This window comes from Qipengyuania mesophila (assembly GCF_019711655.1).
GTDB classification, from domain to species: domain Bacteria; phylum Pseudomonadota; class Alphaproteobacteria; order Sphingomonadales; family Sphingomonadaceae; genus Qipengyuania; species Qipengyuania mesophila.
In genome coordinates, this window is sequence record NZ_JAIGNU010000002.1 from 317,208 (window position 1) to 342,304 (window position 25,097).

A 25,097-nucleotide genomic window follows, 5' to 3' on the forward strand; every position below is an offset into this window, starting at 1 on the left:
CGGGACGGGGAAGGCAAGCACGCTCGCCATGGGTCTGACCAATGCACAATTGCGCGAGCATCTCGATGCCGTCGCTGCCGAAGACGCCGTCGTCGCTGCCGCGGTCGAGCGCTGCGGCTATCCCGAGGAACGCATCCGCCCGACCGGTTACCGGACGCTGCTGCGCACGATCGTCGGGCAGCAGGTCAGCGTCGCGGCCGCCGCCTCGGTGTGGAACAAGCTCGAGGCCGAACTGGGCGAGGAGATGCACCCGCACGAACTGCTCGCCCGCGATTTCGACGCCTTGCGCGCCTGCGGCCTCTCACGCCAGAAGCAAGGCTACGCCCGGAGCCTGTGCGAGCTGGTGGCGAGCGGCGAACTGCAGTTCGACAGCCTGCCCGAGGACGATGAAGAGGCGATCGCCGAACTCACGCGGATCAAGGGCATCGGCCGCTGGTCGGCGGAAATCTACCTGCTCTTCGCCGAAGGTCGTCAGGACATCTGGCCAGCGGGCGATCTCGCGGTTCAGGAGGCGGTCGGCCGCCTGCTCGAACTGCCGGCACGGCCGAGCGAGAAGGAGACGCGCACGCTGGGTGACAAATGGCGCCCCTATCGCGGCGCGATGGCCATCTTCACCTGGCACACATACAACAACGCCGCGCTCTGATTGCGCGGCCGGGAGGGAGTGAGAACATGAGCGAGCGCAAAGCGATCTTCATCACCGGTGGCGGGTCGGGAATCGGCCGCGCGGTAGCGGTCTATTTCGGCCAGCGCGGCTGGTTCGTCGGGCTCGGCGATATCGACAAGGCGGGCATGCGTGCCACCGAGGAGATGATCGGCAACGGCTTCGTCTATTCGCATGTCTTCGACGTGCGCGATCGCGCCGCCTGGGACGAGGCGCTCGAAGCCTTCTCGGTTGCGGCGGGGGGCAGGATCGACGTGGTGTTCAACAATGCCGGCATTCCGCTCGGCGGCTCGCTGCTCGAGAACAGCACCGAGGAAATCGAGCGCTGCCTCGACATCAACCTCAAGGGCGTGCTGTTCGGCGCGCAGGCGGCGCATCCGCACCTCAAGAAGAGCGCGCCTGGCTCCTGCCTGCTCAACACCGCCAGCGCTGCCGGCATCTACGGCACACCGGGCGCCAGCGTCTATTCTGCGACCAAGTTCGGCGTCCGCGCTGTGACCGAGAGCCTCGACGGCGAATGGGCCGAGGACGGGATCAACGTCCGGAGCCTGATGCCGAGCTTCATCGACACGCCGCTGCTCGACCACAATCCCAACGCCCGTTCGAACGAGGGCATCCGCCAGCGCGTGACCGAGGCCGGGCTCGAGATCACCCCCGTCGAAGAAGTCGCCGCAGCCGCCTGGGCCGCGGTCCATGGCGAGAAACTGCACACCACCGTCGGCAAGACCGCCAAGAGCATGGCCTTCGCCGCGCGCTGGCTGCCTGGCCGCGTGCGCAAGCAGACGCGTTCGTCCTTCCGCCCGCTGGGCCAGTAAGCGCATCCGGGGAGTCGCAACCATGCTGAAAGCAATGATCTCGGGCGCCGCGCTGGCGCTCGCCCTCGCCGCTCCCGCCGAGGCCCAGCTGACGGACGGAGAACCGCTGGTCGTCGCCACTACCTACACAGTCAAAACCGCGATCCTCGAGGGCGAGAGCCGCAAGGTCAGCGTGCGCCTGCCGACCGGCTATGACGAGGAGCCCGAGCGGAAGTATCCGGTGGTCTATGTCCTCGACGGCGGGCCCGAGCAGGATTTCGAGCACATCGCCGGGATCGCGCAGAGCCGCGACATGAACTGGTCGTTCGAGCCCTTCATCCTCGTCGGGATCGAGAGCGTGAACCGGCACCACGAACTGGCGCCGCCGGTTGTCGATCCCAAACCCTACGAGGACGCCATGGGCGCCACGCCCGGCGGTTCGCCCGACTACCGCCGCTTCCTGCGCGAGGAGCTCAAGCCGCTTGTCGAAGCGAGCTTCCGCACCGACGGGCACGACGCGATCATGGGCGAGTCGCTCGCCGCCCTGTTCGTGGTCGAGACGCTGCTGAAGGATCCGACGCTGTTCGACGACTATATCGCAATCTCGCCCAGCATGTGGTGGGAGCAGATGAAATTCGGCAAGGAAGCGGCAGGCTATCTCGCCAAGCATCCCGCTGGCGAGCGTCGCCTTTACCTCACCAGCGCGAGCGAGGGCGACTGGCACCGCGAGGGGACCGAAAGGCTGATCGCGGCGCTGCGGACCGACGCGCCCGAGGGGCTGGAATGGGCCTTCGTGGAGGCCGGGGACGCCGAGACGCACGGCACGCTCTACCACCCCATGGCGCTCGACGCGTTCCGCCTGCTCTACGGGACACCGACGCGCGAGTATAAGAGCTACCCCCTGATCGGCGGCCCCGACATCGCCGAGCGCACCGAGGAGGAACAGGCGCTGCTCGATACAGAGTGCACGCGCGACAACAGCATCGCGATGACACCGGGCACGGCCGAGCGGGCGCGCGAAAGCCTCTACTACCGTTGCCTGCTGCTGGACCTCGGACCGCGAGCGCGCGAGGGAACGCTAGGCCAGTAGCGCGTCGATCTTGCGCGCCATCTTGACGTCGCGCAGGCTGAGCCCGCCGGCGTCATGCGTGGTCAGCGTGATTTCGACGCGGTTGTAGACGTTGAACCATTCGGGATGGTGGTCGCGCGTCTCGGCGATCATCGCGACACGCGTCATGAAGGCGAAGGCTTCGGAGAAGTCGGCGAACTCGAACGTCCGCTCGATCGCCTTGCCCTCGCGCGCAAGCGCCCAGCCGGTCAGGCCGCGCAGCCAGCTGTCGCGTTCTTCCTCGGTCAGTTGCTCGACGGTCATGGTGAGCGAATCTCCTCTGCTTGTCGCTGCGGGCGCTTTTGCCTATCGCCCCTGCCCATGCAAGCTCGCCTCGTCGCAAAGGATATAGCATGCCGCCGCGGCGAGCGGCTGCTGTTCCGTGGGTTTTCGCTCGAATGCGGCAGCGGCCAGGCGGTGCAGGTCACCGGCGCCAACGGGATCGGCAAGTCGAGCCTCATGCGGATCCTCGCCGGGCTGCTGCGCCCCTTCGCGGGCACGGTCGAGCGCGAAGGCATGATGGGGCTGGTCGACGAACGGCTGGCGCTCGATGCCAATCTCCCGCTCGGACGCGCGCTAGCCTTCTGGCAGGATATCGACGGCTGCCGCGATCCCGGCCGCGCGCTCGAGGTGCTGCAGTTGGACGCGCTGATGGACGTGCCGGTGCGGTATCTATCGACCGGGCAGAAGAAGCGCGCCGCGCTCGCGCGGCTGATCAACCGAAACTGCCCCATCTGGCTGCTTGACGAGCCGCTCAACGGGCTCGACAGCCAGGCGCAGAAGGCCTTCGAGGCGCTGATTGCGCTGCATTGCCAGGGCGGCGGCATCGCCGTGGTAGCCTCGCACCAGCCGATCGCCCTGCCCGCCCCGCGGACGATCGACCTCGCGGAGTATGCCGCATGATCGGCGTACTGCTCCGACGCGATCTCGGCCTGCTGCTGCCCGGCGGACGCGGTGGCGGGAGCGTGTTGCCGCTGCTGTTCTTCCTTGCCGTCGCCATGCTCTATCCTTTCGCGGTCGGGCCCGATGCGCAATTGCTGGCGCGCACCGGCGGCGGGGTGATCTGGGTCGCCGCGCTGCTCGCCGCGATCCTCCCGCTCGAAAAGCTCGTCGCCGGCGACATGGAGGCGGGCGTGTTCGACCAGCTGCACCTGCGCGGCGTGAGCGAGGAACTGGCGATGGCGGTCCGGTTGCTCGCGCACTGGCTCGCCTTCGCACCGTTGTTGCTGCTCGCCACCCTGCCCGCCGCCGCCCTGCTTGGACTGCCGGGCGAGACCACGCGCACCGTCCTGCTCGGCCTGCTCGTCGGTACCCCCGGTCTCGCCGCGGTCGGCCTCGCCGTCGCCGCGCTCACTGCGACGCTGCGCGGCGGCGCGGCGCTCGCCGGCCTGATGGTGATCCCGCTCGCCGTGCCGATCCTGATCTTCGGCGCGGGCGCGCTCTCGACCACCGGCGAGGGCGGGATCGCCCTTGCCGCGGCCATCAGCCTCGGTCTCTGCGCAGCCGCGCCCTTCGTGGCCGGCGCCGCCATCCGCTCGGCACGCGAGGGGTGATCGCCGCGCGATAATATGCTTTGAAGCGGAGTCTAAGATCCAGCCGGGGGGAGAAACGGATTTGGGTGCCCAGAAAGAGCCGCATGGCGGCGAGCTGAAGAACCTCTATCTCAGCGAAGAGGAGGCAGCCGAGGAAAAGGCGCAGTCCAAGGACTGGCCGAGCTGGGACCTTACGCCCCGGCAGCTGTGCGACATCGAGCTGCTGCTCAACGGTGGCTTCTCCCCGCTCGAAGGCTTTCTCGGCAAGGCCGACTACGACAGCGTGGTTGCCGACATGCGCCTCACGGATGGCCTGCTGTGGCCGATCCCGATCACGCTCGACGTCTCGCAGCACTTTGCCGACAGCGTAAGCGAAGGCGATGTCATCGCGCTGCGCGACCGCGAGGGCGTGCTCGTCGCCACCATGACGATCGCGGACAAGTGGACGCCCGACAAGCGCAAGGAATGCGAAGGCGTTCTGGGGACCACCGACGACACCCATCCGGAGGTCGACCGGCTGCTCAACCACTCGGGCCCCGTCTATCTCGGCGGCAGGCTCAAGGGCGTACAGGCGCCGCGCCATTTCGACTTCACCCATATCCGCCACAGCCCGCGGGAAATGCGCGATCTCTTCGCCAAATGGGGCTGGCGCAAGGTGGTCGCCTTCCAGACGCGCAACCCGCTCCACCGCGCGCACCAGGAGCTGACCTTCCGCGCCGCGCGCGAGGCCGAGGCGAACCTGCTGCTGCACCCGGTGGTCGGACTGACGAAGCCGGGCGACATCGACTATTTCACCCGCGTGCGCTGCTACGACCGGCTGATGCAGCACTATCCCGAACAGACCAGCACGCTGAGCCTGCTGCCGCTCGCCATGCGTATGGCCGGCCCGCGCGAGGCGCTGTGGCACGGGATCATCCGCAAGAATTACGGCTGCACCCATTTCATCATCGGCCGCGACCATGCCGGGCCCGGCAAGGACAGCAAGGGCGAGGACTTCTACGGCCCCTATGACGCGCAGGACCTGTTCGTCGAGCACCAGGAGGAACTCGACATCAGTCTCGTTCCTTTCAAGCAGATGGTCTACGTCCAGGAACGCGCGCAGTACGCACCGGTCGACGAGGTCGAGGACCACGAAACGCAGCTCAACATCTCGGGCACCGAACTGCGGCGACGGCTGAAGCACAATCTCGAGCTGCCCGAATGGTTCAGTTTCCCCGAGGTGGTCGCGGTGCTGCGCGAGCGCCACCCACCGCTTACCGAACAGGGCTTCACACTGTTCTTCACCGGCTTCTCGGGCAGCGGCAAGTCGACCATCGCCAATGCGGTGATGACCAAGCTGATGGAAATGGGCGGGCGGCGAGTGACGCTGCTCGACGGCGACGTGGTGAGGAAGAACCTTTCGAGCGAGCTCGGCTTCTCGAAGGAGCACCGCAACCTCAACATCGAGCGGATCGGCTTCGTCGCGAGCGAGATCACCAAGAACGGCGGCGTCGCGATCTGCGCCCCGATCGCACCGTACAGGGGGAGCCGCCGCGTTGTGCGCGAACTGATCGAACCGCTCGGCGGGTTCCTAGAAATCCACGTCAACACGCCGCTGGAGGTGTGCGAGGCGCGCGACCGCAAGGGCCTCTACGCCAAGGCTCGTGCCGGGGTGATCAAGGAATTCACCGGCATCTCCGATCCCTATGAGGAACCGGAAAACCCCGAAATGCGGATCGACACCACCGACATCACCATCGACCAGGCCGCGCAGCAAGTGCTGCTCAAGCTGGAGAAGCTGGGGTATCTGGCGTGAGCTAAGAGCGCCTCAATAAGGCGGCTGGTGCAGGCCCTTGGGGCTTTCGGTGAAGATCTCCACCCCGTCCTCGGTGATCCCGATCGAATGCTCGAACTGCGCCGAGAGCGACTTGTCGCGGGTGACGGCGGTCCAGCCGTCGCCGAGGACCTTGGCATGCGGGCGACCGGCGTTGATCATCGGTTCGATGGTGAAGAACATGCCCGGCTTGATCTGCGGCCCGGTGCCCGCGCGCGCGGCGTGGATCACTTCGGGCGCATCGTGGAACAGGCGGCCGAGGCCGTGGCCGCAGAACTCCTGCACCACGCCATAGCGATACTGGCGCGCATGCGCCTCGATCGCGGCGCCGATGTCGCCCACGCGCGCACCCGGCTGAGAGGCGGCGTCGATCCCGAGCATCAGGCATTCATAGGTCACCTCGACCAGCCGCCTGGCCTTGATCGAAGGTTCGCCGGCGAAGAACATGCGGCTGGTATCGCCGTGCCAGCCGTCGAGCAGCGGGGTCACGTCAATATTGACGATGTCGCCGTCCTTGAGCGCCTTGTCCGACGGAATGCCGTGGCAGATCACATGGTTGATCGAGGTGCAGCAGCTGTGCGCATAGCCGCGATAGCCCATGGTTGCCGGCACCGCGCCGGCATCGAGCGTCATCGTCCGGACGAGATCGTCGATCTGCCCCGTGGTCACTCCCGGCTGGACGAAACTGGTCAGCTCGTCGAGGATTTCGGCGGCGAGGCGCCCGGCCTTGCGCATGCCCTCGAACCCCTCGGGCCCATGGAGCTTGATGGTGCCGTCACGATAGACGGTCTGGTCGCTGTCGATCACCTGATATTCGGTCATGCGCGCCCACATAGCGATTGTCCGGGCATTTTGCGAGCGCGCTAGTGCTTGACGCTGAAGGCCCTCGCATATTCCGGCTTCACCGCGTCGAGGACCGAGGCGGTGACCGGGAAATCGAGTTCGTAGTCCCCCTCGGCATAGGCGCCCGCGACATAGGGGCCGAAATAGACCGTGATGCGGTCGAAGGTCTTGCCGTTGGACGAGCCGATCAGCACTTCGGCCTCGTCGAGGCCGGGGCACTTGTCGAACATGTCGTCGCTCCCCTCGTCAACGGGCTCGCCGCGGCGTTTCTCGCGTACCTTGTTGAGCGTATCGCAGAGCCGCTTGCCCAGCCCCTGCTCCAGCGCCACGGGCGAGTTGAACAGCTCGATCCCCTTCACGGCCCGGTGTTTCTCGCGGTCCCACACCAGCGATTCCGTGCCGTACATGCCGTGCGCCCCGCCCGAATAGGAGGAGAGATGGCCCGAAAGGCTGAGGAAACGCGGCAGGTCGGCGACAACCTTCCATTCCTCGGCGGCGCTGTGCTGGCGCGGGGTCCAGTCTTCGCCCTTCGCCGAGACCCAGTCCTCGTCGGCTTCCTCGCGCAGTCCTGCGAGCATCGCATCGGAGCGCTTCTCGAGATAGTCGGCCAGCTCGGGCTCGGCGGCGACCACGACGGGCCAGGAATAGGCGAACTGGTAGCGCTCGGTCTCCTGCTCGACCGAATAGGCTTCCGCGGCCGGGGCAGCGCTCGCTTCGGCCTCTGCGGTCGCGGTTTCGCTCACTCCCGCCTTCTCCGCATAGTCGGCGCCGTCCGAACAGGCCGCACTCGACAGGGCGAGCGAAATCAGGAACAGGGGCGCACGCATCGCGGTTTCCTTTGCGAAAGACGAATTGATCAGGGGCGATTTTCGATATGGCCGACAAGCAGCCGCTTATCCAGCCCGACCGGGGGCAAGAGGCGATTTCCATCCACCTCGTCAACCGCGACGGCTTCCAGGGCTGGGTAAAGAAGCTCTCCGCCAGCCAGCGCGCCGCGCTGGAGGCGCAGAAGTTCGACGGCAGCGGCTACCAGGTGGGGATCGTACCCGATGGCGATAGCTGGTTTGCGGTCGGCGGTGTGGCCAATCCCGACGAACTTTCGAGCTGGTGCATGGCGCGGCTCGCCGAGAGCCTGCCGGCGGGGACCTATCGCCGGGCCGAGGGCGAACCCGGCCCCGCGCTCCACGGCTGGCAGACCGCGCAATATGTGTTCGACCGCTACAAGCAGCCCGAGCGCCCGGTCGGCCCTCGCGTGCTGCTGACCAAGGAGGTCAAGGCGATCGATCCGGCGATCGCCGAGGCGGAGGCGGTGTGCCTGGTCCGCGACCTCGTCAACACTCCGGCGGAGGACATGGGCCCGGCGGCGCTCGAGGAGCAGTGCGAGGCACTCGCCAAGAAGCATTCGGCCACGCTCAAGGTTACCAAGGGCGATGCGCTGGAGCAGGAATATCCGATGGTCCATGCGGTCGGCCGCGCCGCGGCGCGGCACCACGCACCGCGCATCATGCAGCTGAGCTGGGGCAAGGAGGGCGATCCCGTCCTCGCCATCGTCGGCAAGGGCGTGTGCTTCGACTCGGGCGGGCTCGACGTGAAGAGCGCCGCCGGCATGCTGCTGATGAAGAAGGACATGGGCGGCGCGGCACATGCCATCGCGCTCGCCGATCTCGTCATGGGCGCGGGCCTGCCGGTCCGCCTGCACCTGCTGGTGCCGGCGGTCGAGAACGCCATCAGCGGCAACAGCTTCCGCCCCGGTGACGTGCTCAAATCGCGCAAGGGGCTGACGGTCGAGATCGGCAATACCGATGCCGAGGGACGCCTCATTCTCGGCGATGCGCTCCAGCGCGCGAGCGAGGAGAAGCCCGAGCTGATCCTCGATTTCGCCACGCTGACGGGCGCCGCGAGGATCGCGCTGGGCCCCGACTACCCCGCGCTGATGACGCGCGAGGATGCCACCGCCGAGGCGCTGATCGCGGCGGGCAAGGCGCATGACGACGAACCCTGGCGCCTGCCGCTGCCAGACGCCTATCGCGAATGGCTCAACTCGGACATCGCCGACACCTCCAACGCCCATGCCAATTCCTTTGCCGGAGCGAGCGTCGCGGGGCTGTTCCTCGACAAGTTCGTCGGCGAGGGGATCGACTGGGCGCATTTCGACACCTTCGCGTGGCGCCCGCAGGCGAAACCCGGTCGCCCCAAGGGCGGCGATGCCTATGGCCTGCGCGCCGCCTGGCACATGCTGCGCGCGCGTTTCGGGGGAGGCTGACCCCCGCCGCCTTGCCTGAAAGGCCGCGCGCGGCTAAGCGCCCGCAACATTCACAACCGGATTTACCAGACAGCGTGCCTGCTCCCGCCAGTTATTCCCTCCCCGAGAGCACCGTCGGCCTGAAGGGCCCGGTCGACAGGCCCGCGCCGGGAACGCTCCCGCTGCGCGGCGACCTCGCGCATATCGCGCTAGCCGAACATTATCTTGCCGCCCACTACGTCATCCCGCAGCCGCGGCAGATCGGCGATGCGCCCGCGGTGCTCAAGCTGAACACGCGCGACGATGCCGAAGACGGCGCGACGCTCGCCGCGGGCCAGGCAATCGAGCTGCTCGACTGCGCCGGCGACTGGGCGTGGATCGCCTGCGGCCCGCAAGGCCCGAGCGGCTATGTCCGGCTCGGCCAGCTCGCCCCCTCCAGTGACGCATAAGGTCTTCATCGACGGCGCGGCGGGCACCACCGGCCTCGAAATCGCCGATCGGCTCGCCGGACGCAGCGAATTCACCCTGCTCGCGCTCGACGACGAGCGGCGCAAGGACACCTCGGCGCGGCGCGAGGCGCTGAACGAGGCCGACATCGCCATTCTGTGTCTGCCCGACGAGGCCGCGCGCGAAGCGGTGGACATGCTCGATCCGGCCATGGGCACGCGCGTGATCGACGCCTCGTCGGCGCACCGCACCACCGAAGGATGGTGCTACGGCTTTCCCGAACTGGTCGGCAGCGACCGCGTGGCGGCGGCCCGCAGGGTCAGCAATCCCGGCTGCTATCCGACCGGCTTCCTGGCGCTGGTCGCACCACTCGTGCGCGCCGGCCTGCTGCCCGCCGACTGGCCCTACACCGTCAATGCCGTGAGCGGCTTTTCCGGCGGCGGCAAGGCGCTGATCGAGCGCTTCGAGACCGCAGGCGCCCCGGCCTTCCGCGCCTATGGCTACGATATGGCGCACAAGCACCTGCCCGAGATGCAGGCGCATGCCGAACTCGTGCATCCGGTGCTGTTCGCGCCGGCGGTCGTCCCCGCCTATCGCGGCATGGTGGTCGAGGTCCCGCTGCACCTTGGCGCGATGGAAGGCGAGCCGCACGCCGACAGCCTGCGCGATGCGCTGGCCGAATTCTACGCGGATTCGCCCGTGGTGACGGTTCGCGACAAGGGCCCGGTGGGCGAACTCCTGCTCGAAAAGGATGCCGAGCCCGGCGACGGTCTGGAGCTGTTCGTCTTCGGCAATGAAGGTGGCTGGAACGCGCGCCTCGTCGCCCGGCTCGACAATCTCGGCAAGGGTGCGAGCGGGGCCGCGGTCCAGAATCTCAACCTGATGTGCGGCCTGCCCGAAACCGCCGGCCTCAAGCTCTCCGCTGCCTAAGATTTAGGCACGGCCTGATCGAAGCATAAGCAGCCTCGATCGCGCAAGCGAAGGGGATTGCTCCGGCACCCGCCCACCTATCGCAATAATTGCGCCAAGGGCGTTTGGCGCGCACCGAAACTTCGTCTACCTCCGGACCGGCCCCTTGGCATGATTCTTGGATTGAATCGCGCGAAGGATCGGGTTCCACATTTTCCGGGGGTCGGAGACGACGTGAAAAAGATCGAAGCGATCATCAAGCCCTTCAAGCTCGACGAGGTGAAGGAGGCGCTGCACGAGATCGGCGTATCCGGCATCACCGTCACCGAGGCCAAGGGTTTCGGGCGGCAGAAGGGCCACACCGAACTCTATCGCGGGGCCGAATACGTCGTCGATTTCCTGCCCAAGGTGAAGCTCGAGGTTGTCGTGTCCGACGCCATCGCCGAACGCACCGTCGAAGCCATTGCGGCTGCCGCCCAGACCGGGCGGATCGGCGACGGCAAGATCTTCATTTCCACCATCGAGGGCGCGTTGCGCATCCGCACCGGCGAGCGCGACGACGACGCCATCTGACGACCCACGGGGCGCGCCCCCGCAATTCCAATTTCCAGTTCAAACGGAGGCAATACCAATGTCGAGTGCAAAGAAGGTCCTGAAACAGATCGAGGACGACGGTATCGAGTGGGTCGACCTGCGCTTCACCGATCCCAAGGGCAAGTGGCAGCATCTGACGATGGTCGCGAAGACGCTCGACGAAGACCAGCTCGAAGACGGGCTGATGTTCGACGGCTCGTCGATCGCCGGCTGGAAGGTGATCAATGAATCCGACATGATCCTCAAGCCCGACCTCGAGCGCGTCTACGTCGATCCCTTCAGCGCCGAGCCGATGATGATCCTGTTCTGCGACATCGTCGAACCCTCGACCGGCGAATGGTATGCCCGTGACCCGCGCACCACCGCCAAGCGCGCCGAGGCCTATCTCAAGTCGACCGGTATCGGCGATACCATCTACGTCGGCCCCGAGGCCGAGTTCTTCATGTTCGACGATGTCCGTTTCGAAGACGGCTATGCCGGTTCGGGCTTCACCCTCGACGACATCGAACTGCCGACCAATACCGGCAGGGAATACGAAAGCGGCAACCTTGCCCATCGTCCGCGCGCCAAGGGCGGCTATTTCCCCGTCGCCCCGGTCGACAGCGCCGTCGACATCCGCGGCGAGATGGTCTCGACCATGATCGAAATGGGATTGAACTGCGACAAGCACCACCACGAAGTGGCCGCCGCGCAGCACGAACTCGGCCTCACCTTCGGCACGCTGGTCGAAACCGCCGACAACATGCAGATCTACAAGTACGTCGTGCACCAGGTCGCGCATATCTACGGCAAGACCGCGACCTTCATGCCCAAGCCGATCAAGGACGATAACGGCTCGGGCATGCACACCCACATGTCGATCTGGGACGGCGGCAAGCCGACCTTCGCCGGCAACCAGTACGGCGGTCTCAGCGAAAACTGCCTCTATTACATCGGCGGCGTCATCAAGCACGCCAAGGCATTGAACGCCTTCACCAACCCGACCACCAACAGTTACAAGCGCCTGGTGCCGGGCTTCGAGGCACCCGTGCTGCTGGCCTATTCGGCGCGCAACCGCTCGGCCTCGTGCCGCATCCCGTATGGTGCGGGCGACAAGGCGAAGCGCGTCGAGTTCCGCTTCCCCGACGCGATGGCGAACCCCTATCTCGCCTATGCCGCGCTGCTGATGGCCGGGCTCGACGGGATCACCAACAAGATCCATCCCGGCGAAGCCATGGACAAGAACCTCTACGACCTGCCGCCGGCCGAGCTCGCCGACGTTCCGACCGTGTGCGGGAGCCTGCGCGAGGCGCTCGAGGCGCTCGAGGCCGACCACGAGTTCCTGCTCAAGGGCGACGTCTTCACCAAGGACCAGATCGACGCCTATGCCGAACTCAAGTGGGACGAGGTCCTGCGAGTCGAAACCACGCCCTGCCCGGCCGAATTCGACATGTATTACAGCGCCTGACGCGCTCCGCTCGAAGCAACTCGAACGACAGGGGATTGGGCGGTCGGAGCGATCCGGCCGCCTTTCTCTTTGATGTATATAAAAAGGTGCGACTTTCCCGCCACTATGCAGGGAAAAAGTTGGGCAAGTATCGTAAACAGACCCTTCCCTTTTGATCGCTTCCAGTCCTAGGATGGATCGATGCGCGACTTGGGGCGCGCATTTGCGAACATTTCCTGGAGGGGCTTCGTAATGAAATCTACGTTCAACCGCCGTGGCGGCCGTCTTCTGACGAGCGCTGCGACTATCGCGTTTTCGGCCATGGCGCTGAGTTCGCCTGCCCACGCCATCGTCACGAACGACAATGTAGACAACAACACCGACCGCTCGGACGGCGGTTCGGTCGATGCCGATAACGAATTTGCCGGGGTCGGCATGTTCTATCGCGCAGACGGCTTCGTCTGCACCGGCACCCTGATCAACCCGCGCACGGTCATCTTCGCCGCGCACTGCGTGAACGATCGCGATGCGAGCGAGTACAACCAGGACAATGTGCCTGCCGCTTTCTCGTTCAACGCAAATGCGCTGGACGGCTTCATTTCGTGGATCAATGCCGGGTTCAACACGGTGCTTGCGGACAACGTCTTCAACGTAAACCGCATCTACTATAATCCGGAATCGGTCGAGCGTCCCGATGGCTTCGGCTTCCTGGAAGGCGACGTGGCGATTGCAAGCCTCGACACGCCGGCCGCCAATCTGCCGACGTGGTCGCTGCTGTTCTCGCCGCTCCCGACGCCCGACGAGATTACTGCGGAAGACGGCACCGGTTATCACGTCAATATCACCGGTTACGGTCGTTCGGGCACCGGCACCGGCGGTGCGACGCAGGGGATCGACTGGCGTCGTCGCGCAGCCGAGAACATGGTCGGTTCGCTGACCAGCTTCGACGCGCGCAACACCTTCCTGTTCGGCGCCGCCTTCGGCGACCTGCCGCAGGTACTCTACCGTCTCGATTTCGACGATCCGAACAAGACCAACCCGTTCGACTTCAACCTCTACAAGGACGAACCGCGCGAGCGTGAAGGCACGACCGCCGGCGGCGACTCGGGTGGTCCGCTGATCCTCGACGCGGCCAACAACACGTTGAGCGACGAAGACCTCGTCATTGCAGTTCTTTCGGGTGGTTCGCGCTTCTTCGGCCCGCAGGTTTTCTCGAGCTACGGCACCGAAAGCTTCTACCAGCCGCTGTTCCTGTTCTGGGACTGGATCGCGGCGAACAACCCCTATCGCTACGTCACGGCCAAGGCGGGCGACGGCGCCTGGGAAGACGGCAGCCACTGGGAAACCACGGTCGACAAGAACTATCGCGTCATCAATGCCGATGGTGAGGTCGTCAACGGTATCCCCACCTCGCCGGGCAACGGCCGGATCGGCAGCGAGCCGAACTGGGGTGAAGTCTGTTTCGACCAGGAAGGCGACAATCCGGGTGAAGGTTGCCAGGATCTGTCGACTGGCGAAGACACGCCCCCGGCGCGCAACGCAGACGGGCTCGTCACTTCGGGCATCGGCTCGGTCGACGGCGACGTGATCGACGCCATCGGCGGCGGCAATGCCGTTCGCGTGGCCTCTGCAACCGGAAGCGCCTCCGGCGGTCGCGGCGCGATCACCCGTGATGGCCTGATCAACGCCAACGAAGCCCACGGCAACGGTGTCGAATTTGCGGAAGATACCGCCCATGGAAACGGGGCGGACTTCGCGGAAGATACGCCGCACGACAGCGACGGCGGAAGCCCCGAATTCTCGGACGATCCGCTGCCCGATCCCACGCTCGACAACGGCCTGCCCGGCGCGACCGACTTCGTGCCCGACAACGTCGATCCGGTCCCCAGCGAGGATCCGACCGTCAATGTGGACCCACGCTACTTCGACGTGACGCTCGGCAATGCCGGCACAACGACGCTGAGCAGCGATGTCACCATTGACCGTCTCACCGTGCTCAGCACTGCCGGCCTCAACATCACGGCCGACGGCAGCCTGACCTCGCTGATCGACATCAGCCAGTTCGGCGGCACGATGACGGTCGACGGCCAGCTCACCTCGGTAGGCGACTACACGATCTTCGGCGGTGCACTGCAGGGTACCGGTACGATCACCGCGCCCTTCGTCACCAACATGGTCGGTGCGATCTCGCCGGGTACCGTGGGCGGCATCGGCACGCTGACGATCGACGGATCGTTGGTTATGTCTTCGCAATCGACCCTGCTGATCGACATCGGGCCGAACGGCACTTCTGACACGCTCGCAGTCACGGGTGACGCTTCGCTCGCTGGCGACGTGATGGTTGGCTCCGGTATCACCGGTCAGGTCAACGGCCTAGGCCAGACCTACACCATCATGACGGTCGACGGCGGGATCTATGGTTCGTTCGACGTGAACGACCTCAGTCCGATCCTGCGTCAGCAGTTCACCTACACCGACAACGCTGTGCTGATGCAGATTCGTGCACGCAGCTACAACAACGTGATCGACCTCACGAACTCGGTGCAGCGCGGCTATGCCCAGCTGTTCGACCAGAACCGCAGCAACGCGGCGCTGGCCGAGCTCTATGCACTCGACTTCGCGGACGTCGCCACCATCCAGGCCACCTTCGACGGTCTGGCTCCGGTGTCGGAGAGCGCGGTTCGTCAGCTGGCTGCACAGTCGTACAACCATCTCGGCTCGTTCAACGCCTCGCGCCTGCGTGAGTCGACGCTGGAGCGGTCGGGTGGCACCATCGCCACGCTCGGCAATCCGATCCAGACCGCACAGATGGAAGTCTCGCGCGGCAGCCAGCCGGTCCTGACCGGTGCGCTGGGCCTCGACCAGGGCGACGAACCGACCAGCATGCGTCAGGGTGCCATCCGCGAGGATGTCGGCATCTTCCTGGCAGGCGGCCTGCTCAACGGCAGCGGGGCTCCGATGCCGGGCTACAGCGGCGACACCGATATTGACGGCTACTTCTTCGCCGGCGGTATCGAGTACTTCCCGAGCGAGAGTTCGATGATCGGCCTGTCGGGCTATTACTCGAACCTCGACGCGGATGTTGCGCTGGGCCAGGAAGCCGACTCGAAGATGTTCGCGGTCTCGCTCTATGGTAGTGCCAAGACCGAAGACGGCTTCGTCCTCGATGGCCAGGTGAGCCTGACCAAGGTCGACATGGACACCACCCGGACGGTGGGCTTCCTCGGAACCACGCAGACGCTTTCGAGCGAGAGCAGCGACGGTGGCATCTCCGCCGCGGTCGGAATCTCCTACGACTTCGAAGGTGATTTCGGCACGTTCTCGCCCGGCATCGAACTGCGCTATGCCGACCATTCCTTCGACGTGGTCGAGGAAACCGGCGGGACGCTGGCGCTGCGGATCAACCGCGAGGACTTCGAAAGCCTCCAGGGGCGGATCGGTTTCGACTACCAGAAGTCGACCGGCTCGTTCCAGATCGACCTCAATGCCGACTGGGTCCACGAGTACGAAGACAGCGTCTATGCCGTCGGCGCGCAGTTCGCTGCGGGCACCGGTCCGGCCGTGCCGTTCCGCGTCGCTTCGACGGACAAGGACTGGGGCGAAGTCGGCCTGGCAGCGCAGTTCGTCTCCGGCTCGGCGAAGTTCGGCCTCGGTGTCGACACGACCATCAGCCGCAGCAATGCCAACGCACAGACCTACCGTGCCATGGCGAGCTTCAAGTTCTAAACCAGACCAGGGGCTCAGGCTCAGACAGGAAGGGCCGTCCGGGAAACCGGGCGGCCCTTTTCTTTGGTGCAAAGGCACCAGCGAGCCGATGTCATCCGTCCCGGCCCCGATCCGCGCTCCTGATCGCAGCCAGCGCATGATCGAATGGTTGCTCGGAGATTAACCGGAACCCCATCCTTTCGGCACCGTTGGAGCCCAAAAAGGAGTTTTTGAAATGCGTATCTTGGTCGCAGGCGCCGCGGCGGTCGCACTCGCGGCGGCCGGAGCCAATGCCGAACCGGGCAAAGGCAAAGGAAACGAACACGGCGGCAAGCCACATGCCGCAGCGCAATCCGCAAAGGATCGCGGAAACGGGGGCGCCAAGCGCGCACAATCCCACGAACGCCATTCGTCAGGTTCGAAACCTCATCCGGCATCCCAAAAGCGCGAAGAGTTCCGCGGAAACGGACGGACATCCGCCCGCGGGGACGACCAGCGCAGCGCGCGTCCGGCAGGACGGGAAGACCGGAGCAAACAGGCCCCGCGCACCCGGGTCGAGCGCTATGGCGTCGAGAGGATTCGCGATCGCGAATTTCTGGTCCGTGATCGCAGTCGCGGCCTCATTGCCGGCTGCCCACCGGGTCTCGCGCGCAAGAACAATGGCTGCCTGCCTCCGGGACAGGCCAAGAAGCGGTCCATACGCTCGACCGGCTGGAACGGCTACACCTATCGACCGCGCCTGTTCGGGCTGACGAACTATGCGCCGGGTCCTTACGAATACGCCGGAGGCTATCTGCTGCGCGCCCTGAACGACGGAAGTATCTCCGGTTACATCCCGCTGCTCGGCGGCGCACTGGCGATCGGCAATACCTGGCCCTCGACCTACCAGAGCTACGCCCTGCCCGACTATTACGTCGATTATTACGACCTCGGGCCGTCCAACTCCTATCGTTACGCCGACAACGTCATCTACCGCGTCGATCCGGAGGACGCCGCCATCGCATCGGTCGCCGCCCTGCTGACGGGCGACGAGTTCGTGGTCGGACAGCCGATGCCGCAGGGCTATGACGTATACAACGTCCCCTATTCCTACCGCGACCGCTACCGCGATACGCAGGACGCCTGGTATCGCTACTCGGATGGCTACGTTTACCGCGTGGATCCGACAACGCAGCTGGTCGCAGCCGCAATCGATCTTCTCGTATGAGGTGGCCAACGATGCCCGCAACCTGGAAATCCGCACTCGCGCCGCTGGCGCTGGCCCTGCTCGTTCCGACGACGGCTTGCAGCGACGCTGACAGCTCCGCCAAGGAAAATGGCACGCGGGACGATGGCACGCAGACCCTCGCCTCCGCTCTTGCCTCGGATAACGACCTCCGCAGCTTGCAGGCCGCAGTCGAACGCTCGGACTTATCGGGCGTGTTCGACGGGCCGGCGAGCTATACCGTCCTCGCACCCGACGATGCCGCCTTCGAGGCGCTCGGCGATGAGGGCGAAACCCTGCTCGAGGCCGACCAGCGCCCCATACTGGTGGCGATCCTGCGCGATCACCTGCTCCCCGGCCATCTCACGCCCGAAACGATCGGCGAAGCGATCGAACGCAAGGGTGGGCCGGTCACCATGACCACGCTCGGCCAGACAGAGGTTTCCTTCAGCCGGTCGGGCGACGACATCGTGGTGTCGAGCGGTGACGGAACGACCGCGCAGTTCGCAGGCGCGGCCATTGCCACCAACAATGGCGTGATCATCCCCATCGACACGGTGCTGTTGCCGCCCCGGCAGGATACGGCGTCTTAGTAGTCCCGGCTGATCTCGGCGACGACGCTCTCGCGTCCCACGGTCGAGACGGCGGCGAGGAGCGATAGCCAGCTGGTCACGCGGAATTCCACCTCGGTCGCGCTGTAGCCGCGGCCGTCGGTGATGATCTCGGCATAGAAGCGACGTCCGAAATTCTTGCCCAGCGCCACGCCGGTGCCGCGCCCGAGGGCGGGGTCGGCACTGACGATCCGCAACCGGTCGAGACCGATGGCACTGCGCAGCTGGTTGATCGGATCCATCCCCCCACCTCCGCGCAGGCTCGCGACTGCGGCGCCGAGTTGCAGCGCATCGGTCGCCGAAAGGCTGGTCACCGAGCCGCCGAACAGCAGGCGGGCGAGCAGTTCCTCCTCGGGCAGGGCGGGATTGGAACTGAAGGCGATCTCGGGCTGGGTGGCACTGCCGGTGACCGTCGCCTCTACGGTCAGGCCGTCGCGCTCGGTTTCGGCCCTTATGTCGAGCCGCGGATCGATCGGGACGGTCTCGTCGAAATCGATGTCGCCCCGGGTCAGCTCGAATTGCGTCCCGGCGAAGGTGTAATCGCCGCGGATCATGGTCGCGCTGCCGCCGATCCGCGGATCGTCGGTCGTGCCGCGCAGGAGAATATCGGCCGACCACTCGCTATCGAGCCCCATGCCGTCGACATCGATCCGGCTCGATGCCTTGGCATCGACGAGATAGCGCCACGGGCGCGCGGGGGCGGCGCGCGGCGCGCGATTGGCCGGCGCGTTGATCTCGCGCGTGGCGATCTGCGGTAGGCGCAAGTCGTCCGCCGCGGTGCCCAGCCTCCAGCTGGCACGGTCGACCCGTACCCGACCAGCGATCGTGCCGCCGAGGCCGTTCGACACGATCCGCAGCGGGCCGGTGATCGTCGCGCTGAGGCCGGCGGTGTCGATCAGTCTGGCGTTCCTGGCAGAGGCGCGCAGGTCGATGATCGGCCCGCGGATTTCGAGCAGCCGGCCCTCAACCGTCTCGCCTAGCGTCCTCAGGTCGACGATCCCGCTCCCGCTGACGCTCCCGCCATTGACCGCCGTCCCCGAGAAGCTGGCCAGCTGCAATCGCGAGCCGCTGAACTTGCCGCGCACGGCGAGGTCGCGAATGTCGGTGCCCGAAATGGCGCTGCGCAGATGCAGCGCATCGCCCGCGATCGAGCCGCGCACCGTGGGATCCTGCAGCGATCCGGTTGCATCGGCCGCGATGGCGATCGGCCCGGTGATGTCGAAGGTGTCGAGAGCGGCGAGCCGCCACAGGCTTTCAGCCGCACCGCGATAGCGGAGTTGGCCGAAGAGCCTGCCCGCGCGCAACCGGTCGAGCAGCAGCCCGCTGCCCGGTAGCCCGGTGATCCGCGCCTGCACTCGGCCACGCTGGATATCCTCATTGCCGAGCACCGCCCGCGCGGCGAGTTCGCTTTCCGACAGGCGCGCCACCAACGCGACGTCGACCGGGCGAGAGGTCAGCACTAGGCCCGATCGCGTCAGCCCCTCGATCTTGACCTTGGCCTCGCTCACCGGGAGACCTCTCGCGCCGGCGCGGTAGTCGATGGTGCCTGAAATGGTCCCACCCAGTCCGGTATCCGGACGGACGATGTCGATCAGCGACAGCGGCATGCGGGCAAGCTTGAACTCGAAATCGAGACTGCCGCCGCCGAAGCTGCCCGCCGCGATCATCCCCGCGCTGCCATAGGACAGCTGCGTCGGGGTCAGCCGCCACCCTCCCCCGTCGAGGCTGGTCAGCACGGCGCGGCGCGGCATGGAGATGCGTCGCCCGGCGAATTCCCCCTGCGCCGCCAGTGCCATGCGCTCGGGCGTCACAGTCGCGTTCAGGTCGAGCGCGAAGCGCCCGCTGCGCCGCCCGGCGAGCGAGGCATCGATCCGGCCGACGCCGTCCTCAACCTCGCCCTTGGCGGCGAGTCGGCCGATGAACAGCGAGCCATAGGAAAGCCCCGCCGCCGTGCCCGTGCCGGTGAAACTCGTGTGCCCCTCGCGGATCAGCCCCGCAGCAGTGATGTCGGCGCGGGCGATCCGCATGGCAGGCTCGCCGCCGAAGCGGGCGTTGCGCGCATGCAGGTCGATGTCGAGCCCCTGGCCGCCACCGCGCGGAGCCAGGGCCACCGTGCCGTCGATCCCGCCTCCGGCGAAGGCGAGCTGCCCATCGGCACCACCATCCGCCAGCGAGACGGCGCCGGTCACCTTTGTGTCGGAGACGCGCATCTCCTCGATCGCGATGCGCGTCGGCCCGCCTGCGGGCGCGGTCAGTCCGAGCGTGCCCTCGAATGGCCCGAACAGCGATTGGCCATCGGTATCGATGATGAAGCCGTCATCGCGTGGGGCAATGGCGACCCGGACGTTTTCGAGCCCCGTCGTCGGCTTGGCGAAGACCAGCGCGGCGCTCGGCCCCGCCTTAGTCAGGCTGGCCTCGACGGTGAAGGGCCCGTAATCCACGTGGGTCCCGCGCCCGGCGAGGCGCGTCGCCCCCTCGCGGACGCTGCCATCGAGTGCGAGGTGGACCTTGCTCGCGTCGATCCGCATCCGGTTGAAGTCGAGCGGCGCATTTCCGCCCACCGCCACCCCGCCACGGACGCGGATCGGGGTCCCGGCGAGATTGGCGAGCGTGGCGTTGGTCACCGGCGCGACCCGCGCGTCGAGATCGGCCGAAAGGCGCCAGGGCGTGCCCGACGCCAGTGACAGGTCGATCACCGCTGTGCCGCCCAGCATGCCGACATTCTCGAGCGCCAACCGCTCGGCACGCACCGGACCGCGAAGTTGGTAGTCCCCGCTGGCGAGATCGCCCCGCAGCGCCAGATTGGCCGACGCAGCGGGGAAAGCGAGGCGCAGGTCGTCCGATCTCAGCGTCGCTCCGGTCAGGACGATCGAGCTGCGCGCAACACCGTTGATCAGCCGAGGATCGACCATCGCATTCCCGCTGGACACACGCCCGAGCCGGAGGTCGAGCGGCAGCATCCAACGCGTTCCATCGTAGCGCGCCGTGGCCGCCTGCCGCAGCCCCTTGAGCTTGGTACCGCCGAGATCGAGCTCGCCCACCTGCAGGTCGTGAACGATCGCGAGATTCTTGAACGGCCCGTCAAGCGTTGCCGTAAGCCGCGCATTGCGGAGCGCCATGCCCTCGCCGAGCAGCGCAGGGTCGCGCACGAAGGCCGTGATCTCGAGGTCCTCTGCGCGGTTCTCGGCGAGGTCGAGCAAGCCCTTGGCATCCACGTTCAGGCCCCGGCCGACCATGATCGTGCGACCATCGAAGGCACGATTGTCGATCCCCAGCTCGGCCTTGAGCGCCACGTCGTCACCCAACGCGCGCGCGGGAATCCCGAAAAGGAAGCCCGAGGGATCGATCTTGCCCAGCAGGCCGAAGCGCCCCGAGCGGTTGGTGATGCGCAACGCCGCGACGCGCCCCTCGTCGTTGCGGACGAGCAGCCCGCCCGTCCATTTCGTCCAGCTCCCGTCGCCACGGATACGCGCACTGTGTGCTCCATCGAGCCCCGCGAGCGCGGCGATGGGGCCGTCCTCCGCCGCATCGAGATCGAGCGAGAGGTCGAAATCGTCGCCATCGGGTTCGGCATCGAGCAGCAGCGCGAGCCGGTCACGCTCGCCCAGGCGTCCATCGACATCGACCATCAGCCGGCGGTCGGCGACCTCGGCGCTGCCGGTCAGGTCGACGCGTTGCGGACGGTCGCCGGCGATCCCGCGCGCCAGCATGAGATTGTCGATCTCCAACTGTTCGATCGAGATATCGAAGCCCGGCAGGATCGGATTGTCCTCCTCGCTTGGGAGGAATTCGGGGACCCGCGCGAGATTGGCGCGACGCGCCGCAAAGCTGTCGATCTCCAGCCGGTTGTAGAGCCAGGCGCCGGGATTCCAGTCCACCTCGGCGCGCGGAATGGTCAGGAACACGCCCTTGGGGTCCGACAGGCGGACATCGTGCAGCACCGCCGCGCCGTAGAGATTGCCCTCGATCCGTCCGATTTGGATGTTGAGCCCGTTGGGAAAGGTTCGTTCGGCGATGCGGCTGGCGAGGAAGCGTTCGCCCAGCGGCGTATTGAGCACCACCAGCGCCCCGATGGCGAACAGGACGAGCGCCGCCACCGTGCCGAGCACCCATTTCCCCGCCCGGCCGAGACGTCCACGCCGCGCGCGGCGCGCCGGTCCGGCTTCGACGGCCTGGTCCTCGGCCATCAGAAGGCCTGCCCCAGCGAAATATAGACCCCGACCGCAGCATCCTCTGGCTCCGGGTTGAGCGGAATGCCGACATCGAGCCGGATCGGACCGAAGCCGGTGGCATAGCGCACACCAAGCCCTGCCCCCATCTTGACCTCGCCGAAGTCGGGGGTGGTCGAGGTGGACACGCTGCCGAGGTCGAAGAAGGGCACGATCGACACTGCTCCGTCGAGGAAGCCGGTGCCGATCCGCGCCTCGAGCGAGGCCTCGACGAGGCTGCGCCCGCCGGTCGCTTCCATGAACTCGTTCTTGGGTCCGATCGACTGGTAGCCGTAGCCCCGCACCGAGCCGCCGCCGCCCGCATAGAGCCTCCGCGAGGGCGCGATGCCCACCAGATCGGCCCCCTGGATGCTGGCGAAGGCGCCGCGCGCAGCGATCACCGTCCGCTCGCCGAGGGGCATGTAATAGGACGCGTCGACGCGCGACCGCAGGTAATAGAACTGCTCGCCCTGCGTGCGCGAAGTCTCGGGCGCGAGGAAGCCTGTGACGCGGAAACCGCGTGTCGGGTCGAGCAGCGAATCGCTGGTGTCGAGCGTGGCTCGCCCGAACAATGCCCCGACGAAATAGGTCTGCCGCGGCCGCGCCACACCGTCGACGATGCGGTTGCGTTCGTCCGTCGCCAGAATTTCGGCCCCCACGCCCCAGGCGAGGGGCTTCTGGAACAGGAGTGTCGAGGTGCGTTCGTAGGTTCCCGTCAGCGCGACGGTGCGCGCATCGTAGGCGGTCGTGTCGACGCTGGAAGCATAGGCATCCACCGTCAGCACCTTGTCGCGCCCGCCGAAATTGTTCCTGCGGAAGGTCACGCCCCCCAGTTGCTCGCGCGTGCCCAGAATACCGCGCAGCTTGAGCGCGCCTTCGGGCGGGAAGAGGTTGCGATGCTCCCAGCTCGCCTGAATACGGACGCCCTCTTCCGAACCATAGCCGATGGCGCCGGCTATCGTGCGCAGCTTGGCGCGCTCCACCGTGACGTCCATCGCCACCACGCCCGGCTCGTCGCCCTGCGGCGGGGTTACCTCGCGCGCCTCGACGCCGACGGCGGAGACGAGCCCGGTGGCGGTCACCGCACGGCGCAGGTCGAAGGCGAGGCTGCGCTGGTAGACCTCGCCGGGCTCGAAACGCGCAATCTCGGAGAGATGGCGGCTGGAGAGAAACGCCTCATCACTGCTGACGACTTCGCCGAAGACGTATTTCCCCCTGGGACGCACCGGCAGAGTCAGATCCCCCGCAGTCCGTTCGTGGTCGATCAGCAGTTCGGGCTGGTCGATCTCGGCAAAGGGATAACCGGTCTCGCCCAGCGCCCGATCAAGGTCGAACCGTTCGGCGACGATGGTATCCGATTGGAGGAAGTCGCCCGGGTAGATTTCGAAGGCCTTGCGCAGTCGCGCGGCGTCTGGGGCGCTGTCGAGCTCGCCCAGGTCAACCGTGCCGACGCTGTAGCGCGGTCCCGGGATGACATCGAAACGGACCCGCGGACGCTGTTCGGCAGTGTCCTCGCCGGCATCGCGAGTGCCGATCGTGCGGACGATCTCGCCGTCATAATAGCCATAGACGCGCAGCAGTGTACCGAGCAGCTCCTCGTCCTTGCGTGCGCGGGCGGCAAGCTGGGCAACGTTTTCGTCGCCATCATCCAGTTCCTCGATGGTCGAAAGCGCGGTAAAGCGGTCGACGAAATCGCCCCGCTCGCTGAAGGGCGGCTCCTTTTGCGGGAAGCCCAGCACCAGCGCGTCAGAAATCCGCTCCATATCCGCCTCGTCGAAGGCGATCTGCGGGGAATCGCCGAGCAGGTCGGCGAAGCGGATATCCTCTTCCGGCTCGAGTTCCTGCAGCGGCGCCAGCTCGACCTCCTCGGGCCAGGCGACGGGCATGTCGGGCAGTTCGGATATCGGCGTGTCCGCCTCGGGTTCGCCAAGCGCATCGGATGCAGTCTCGACCGACCCATCGGTCCCCTGCTGCGCCCAACTTTCGGGATCGTCGACCGCGCTGTCTGGGATCAGATCCTCGAGGCTTGCCGGAGCTTCGCGCTCCTGCGCGGCAAGCGCCGGGCCGCCGACGAGAGCAAGCACCGCCAGGGAGTGAACCAGCGCGGTCAGTGCGCGGTCAGTCGGGAATCTTGTAGTCCGCGGACAGTCCGTCCTTGGCCGGAAGAGCATCTTCGCGGCGCTTGCCGCGCGGGGCGGTCGCAGCGGCGATATGGCGCTTCTGCTCGTGGTCGGGCATACGCTCCCATCCGCCGCGGCTGAGCCGTTCGAGCGGGCGGTAGCGGACCTTGTACTGCATCCGCTCGGCGCCTTCGACCCAGTAGCCGAGATAGACATAGGGCAATCCATTGGCGGCCGCGCGGCGGATGTGGTCGAGGATGATGAAGTTCCCAAGCCCGGCGCGATCCTCATGCTCAGGGTCGTAGAAGCTGTAGATCATCGACAGCCCGTCGCCCTGGTAGTCCGTCAGGCACGCCCCGACCAGGCGGCCCGGTTCGGGACCGACTGCCGGCTCCCGATATTCAATCACATAGCTGGTAACACTGGTGTGTTCCACCATGTCTGCAAAGTCGGTTTCCTCCATCTGCGTCATGCCACCACCGGGGTGGCGCGCAGCGAGGTATTTCTGCAGCAGCTCGAACTGTTCGGCAGTCGCCCAGGGGCGGCACTCGGTGGCGACGAGATCTTCGTTCGCCTTGAGCGTGCGCTTCTGGCTAGAGGATGCCTTGAATTCCCCGGCCACGACCCGCACCGAAACGCAGGCCTGGCAATCGAGGCAGGAAGGGCGATATGCGACCGTTTGGCTGCGGCGGAAACCGATCCGCCCGAGCGCTTCGTTCAGCTCGTCGGCATTGTCGCCGCGCAGTTCGGTGAAGACCTTGCGCTCGCTCTTGCCCGGCAGATACGGACACGGCGCGGGGCTGGTCACGAAAAAGCGGGGAAAGCGTATCGGTGCGGTCACTTTCGGCTGCATCCTTCCGGCGGCTAGATCCTACCT

Annotated in this window: 20 protein-coding genes; 14 read left to right on the top strand and 6 right to left on the bottom strand. The window is 66.4% G+C overall.

All coding sequences use genetic code 11. The features are described from left to right. Positions 1-28: 28 nt before the first annotated feature. Genes K3181_RS11275 through K3181_RS11285 form a run of 3 tightly spaced genes read left to right on the top strand, consistent with a single transcriptional unit; the run spans position 29 to position 2,548 of the window. Positions 29-646: a DNA-3-methyladenine glycosylase family protein gene (locus K3181_RS11275; protein ID WP_221603200.1), complete on the top strand. Its 618-nt coding sequence runs from the start codon at positions 29-31 to the stop codon at positions 644-646. 26 nt (positions 647-672) lie between these two features. After that, entirely contained in the window at positions 673-1,479 is an 807-nt protein-coding gene (locus K3181_RS11280) for an SDR family oxidoreductase (protein WP_221603201.1), read from the top strand. A gap of 22 nt (positions 1,480-1,501) precedes the next feature. Further along, positions 1,502-2,548 (top strand): alpha/beta hydrolase, encoded by a 1,047-nt coding sequence (locus tag K3181_RS11285; protein WP_221603202.1) that lies wholly within the window; start codon positions 1,502-1,504, stop codon positions 2,546-2,548. Here K3181_RS11285 and K3181_RS11290 read toward each other — a convergent pair. Further along, positions 2,537-2,830, bottom strand: coding sequence for a 4a-hydroxytetrahydrobiopterin dehydratase (locus K3181_RS11290; protein ID WP_221603203.1), 294 nt, complete (start codon positions 2,828-2,830; stop codon positions 2,537-2,539). The genes K3181_RS11285 and K3181_RS11290 overlap by 12 nt on opposite strands. 57 nt (positions 2,831-2,887) lie before the next feature. On the opposite strand from K3181_RS11290, the gene ccmA reads away from it, so the two are divergent. From ccmA to K3181_RS11305, 3 genes are all read left to right on the top strand, one after another. Further along, positions 2,888-3,469: a heme ABC exporter ATP-binding protein CcmA gene (gene ccmA / locus K3181_RS11295; RefSeq protein ID WP_221603204.1), complete on the top strand. Its 582-nt coding sequence runs from the start codon at positions 2,888-2,890 to the stop codon at positions 3,467-3,469. Then, complete coding sequence (locus K3181_RS11300) at positions 3,466-4,119, top strand: heme exporter protein CcmB (protein ID WP_221603205.1); 654 nt, start codon at positions 3,466-3,468, stop codon at positions 4,117-4,119. The genes ccmA and K3181_RS11300 overlap by 4 nt, the downstream gene beginning before the upstream one ends. 61 nt (positions 4,120-4,180) lie before the next feature. Then, the gene (locus K3181_RS11305; protein WP_221603206.1) at positions 4,181-5,893 is read left to right on the top strand and encodes a bifunctional sulfate adenylyltransferase/adenylylsulfate kinase; all 1,713 of its coding nucleotides are present in this window, start codon (positions 4,181-4,183) and stop codon (positions 5,891-5,893) included. Between the two features lie 12 nt (positions 5,894-5,905). Here the strand turns inward: K3181_RS11305 and map are convergent, their stop codons facing one another. Then, a complete protein-coding gene (gene map / locus K3181_RS11310; RefSeq protein ID WP_221603207.1) occupies positions 5,906-6,733 on the bottom strand; it encodes a type I methionyl aminopeptidase in 828 nt (275 codons plus the stop codon). A gap of 41 nt (positions 6,734-6,774) precedes the next feature. Further along, complete coding sequence (locus K3181_RS11315) at positions 6,775-7,581, bottom strand: PdaC/SigV domain-containing protein (protein WP_221603208.1); 807 nt, start codon at positions 7,579-7,581, stop codon at positions 6,775-6,777. Positions 7,582-7,628: 47 nt separating this feature from the next. Between K3181_RS11315 and K3181_RS11320 the strand changes: the two genes are divergently transcribed. From K3181_RS11320 to K3181_RS11355, 8 genes are all read left to right on the top strand, one after another. After that, on the top strand, positions 7,629-9,017 hold the full coding sequence (locus tag K3181_RS11320) for a leucyl aminopeptidase family protein (protein ID WP_221603209.1): 1,389 nt from the start codon (positions 7,629-7,631) through the stop codon (positions 9,015-9,017). Between the two features lie 74 nt (positions 9,018-9,091). Beyond that, positions 9,092-9,445, top strand: a complete 354-nt coding sequence (locus K3181_RS11325) for a hypothetical protein (protein WP_221603210.1) — start codon at positions 9,092-9,094, stop codon at positions 9,443-9,445. Beyond that, positions 9,435-10,373, top strand: a complete 939-nt coding sequence (gene argC, locus K3181_RS11330) for an N-acetyl-gamma-glutamyl-phosphate reductase (protein ID WP_221603211.1) — start codon at positions 9,435-9,437, stop codon at positions 10,371-10,373. Before K3181_RS11325 ends, argC begins: the two co-directional genes overlap by 11 nt. A gap of 213 nt (positions 10,374-10,586) precedes the next feature. Beyond that, positions 10,587-10,925, top strand: a complete 339-nt coding sequence (locus K3181_RS11335; RefSeq protein ID WP_221603212.1) for a P-II family nitrogen regulator — start codon at positions 10,587-10,589, stop codon at positions 10,923-10,925. Positions 10,926-10,983: 58 nt separating this feature from the next. Further along, entirely contained in the window at positions 10,984-12,393 is a 1,410-nt protein-coding gene (gene glnA, locus K3181_RS11340) for a type I glutamate--ammonia ligase (RefSeq protein WP_221603213.1), read from the top strand. Positions 12,394-12,624: 231 nt separating this feature from the next. Then, on the top strand, positions 12,625-16,098 hold the full coding sequence (locus K3181_RS11345) for an autotransporter domain-containing protein (RefSeq protein ID WP_247715082.1): 3,474 nt from the start codon (positions 12,625-12,627) through the stop codon (positions 16,096-16,098). Between the two features lie 214 nt (positions 16,099-16,312). Beyond that, entirely contained in the window at positions 16,313-17,284 is a 972-nt protein-coding gene (locus K3181_RS11350) for a hypothetical protein (RefSeq protein ID WP_221603215.1), read from the top strand. Between the two features lie 11 nt (positions 17,285-17,295). Continuing rightward, positions 17,296-17,874, top strand: a complete 579-nt coding sequence (locus tag K3181_RS11355; RefSeq protein WP_221603216.1) for a fasciclin domain-containing protein — start codon at positions 17,296-17,298, stop codon at positions 17,872-17,874. Here the strand turns inward: K3181_RS11355 and K3181_RS11360 are convergent. Genes K3181_RS11360 through K3181_RS11370 form a run of 3 tightly spaced genes read right to left on the bottom strand, consistent with a single transcriptional unit; the run spans position 17,871 to position 25,061 of the window. After that, positions 17,871-22,079 (bottom strand): translocation/assembly module TamB domain-containing protein, encoded by a 4,209-nt coding sequence (locus K3181_RS11360; RefSeq protein WP_221603217.1) that lies wholly within the window; start codon positions 22,077-22,079, stop codon positions 17,871-17,873. The genes K3181_RS11355 and K3181_RS11360 overlap by 4 nt on opposite strands. Continuing rightward, positions 22,079-24,184, bottom strand: a complete 2,106-nt coding sequence (locus K3181_RS11365; RefSeq protein WP_345725493.1) for an autotransporter assembly complex protein TamA — start codon at positions 24,182-24,184, stop codon at positions 22,079-22,081. The genes K3181_RS11360 and K3181_RS11365 overlap by 1 nt, the downstream gene beginning before the upstream one ends. A 34-nt stretch (positions 24,185-24,218) precedes the next feature. Continuing rightward, positions 24,219-25,061 (bottom strand): arginyltransferase, encoded by an 843-nt coding sequence (locus tag K3181_RS11370; RefSeq protein WP_221603219.1) that lies wholly within the window; start codon positions 25,059-25,061, stop codon positions 24,219-24,221. Positions 25,062-25,097 lie beyond the last annotated feature (36 nt).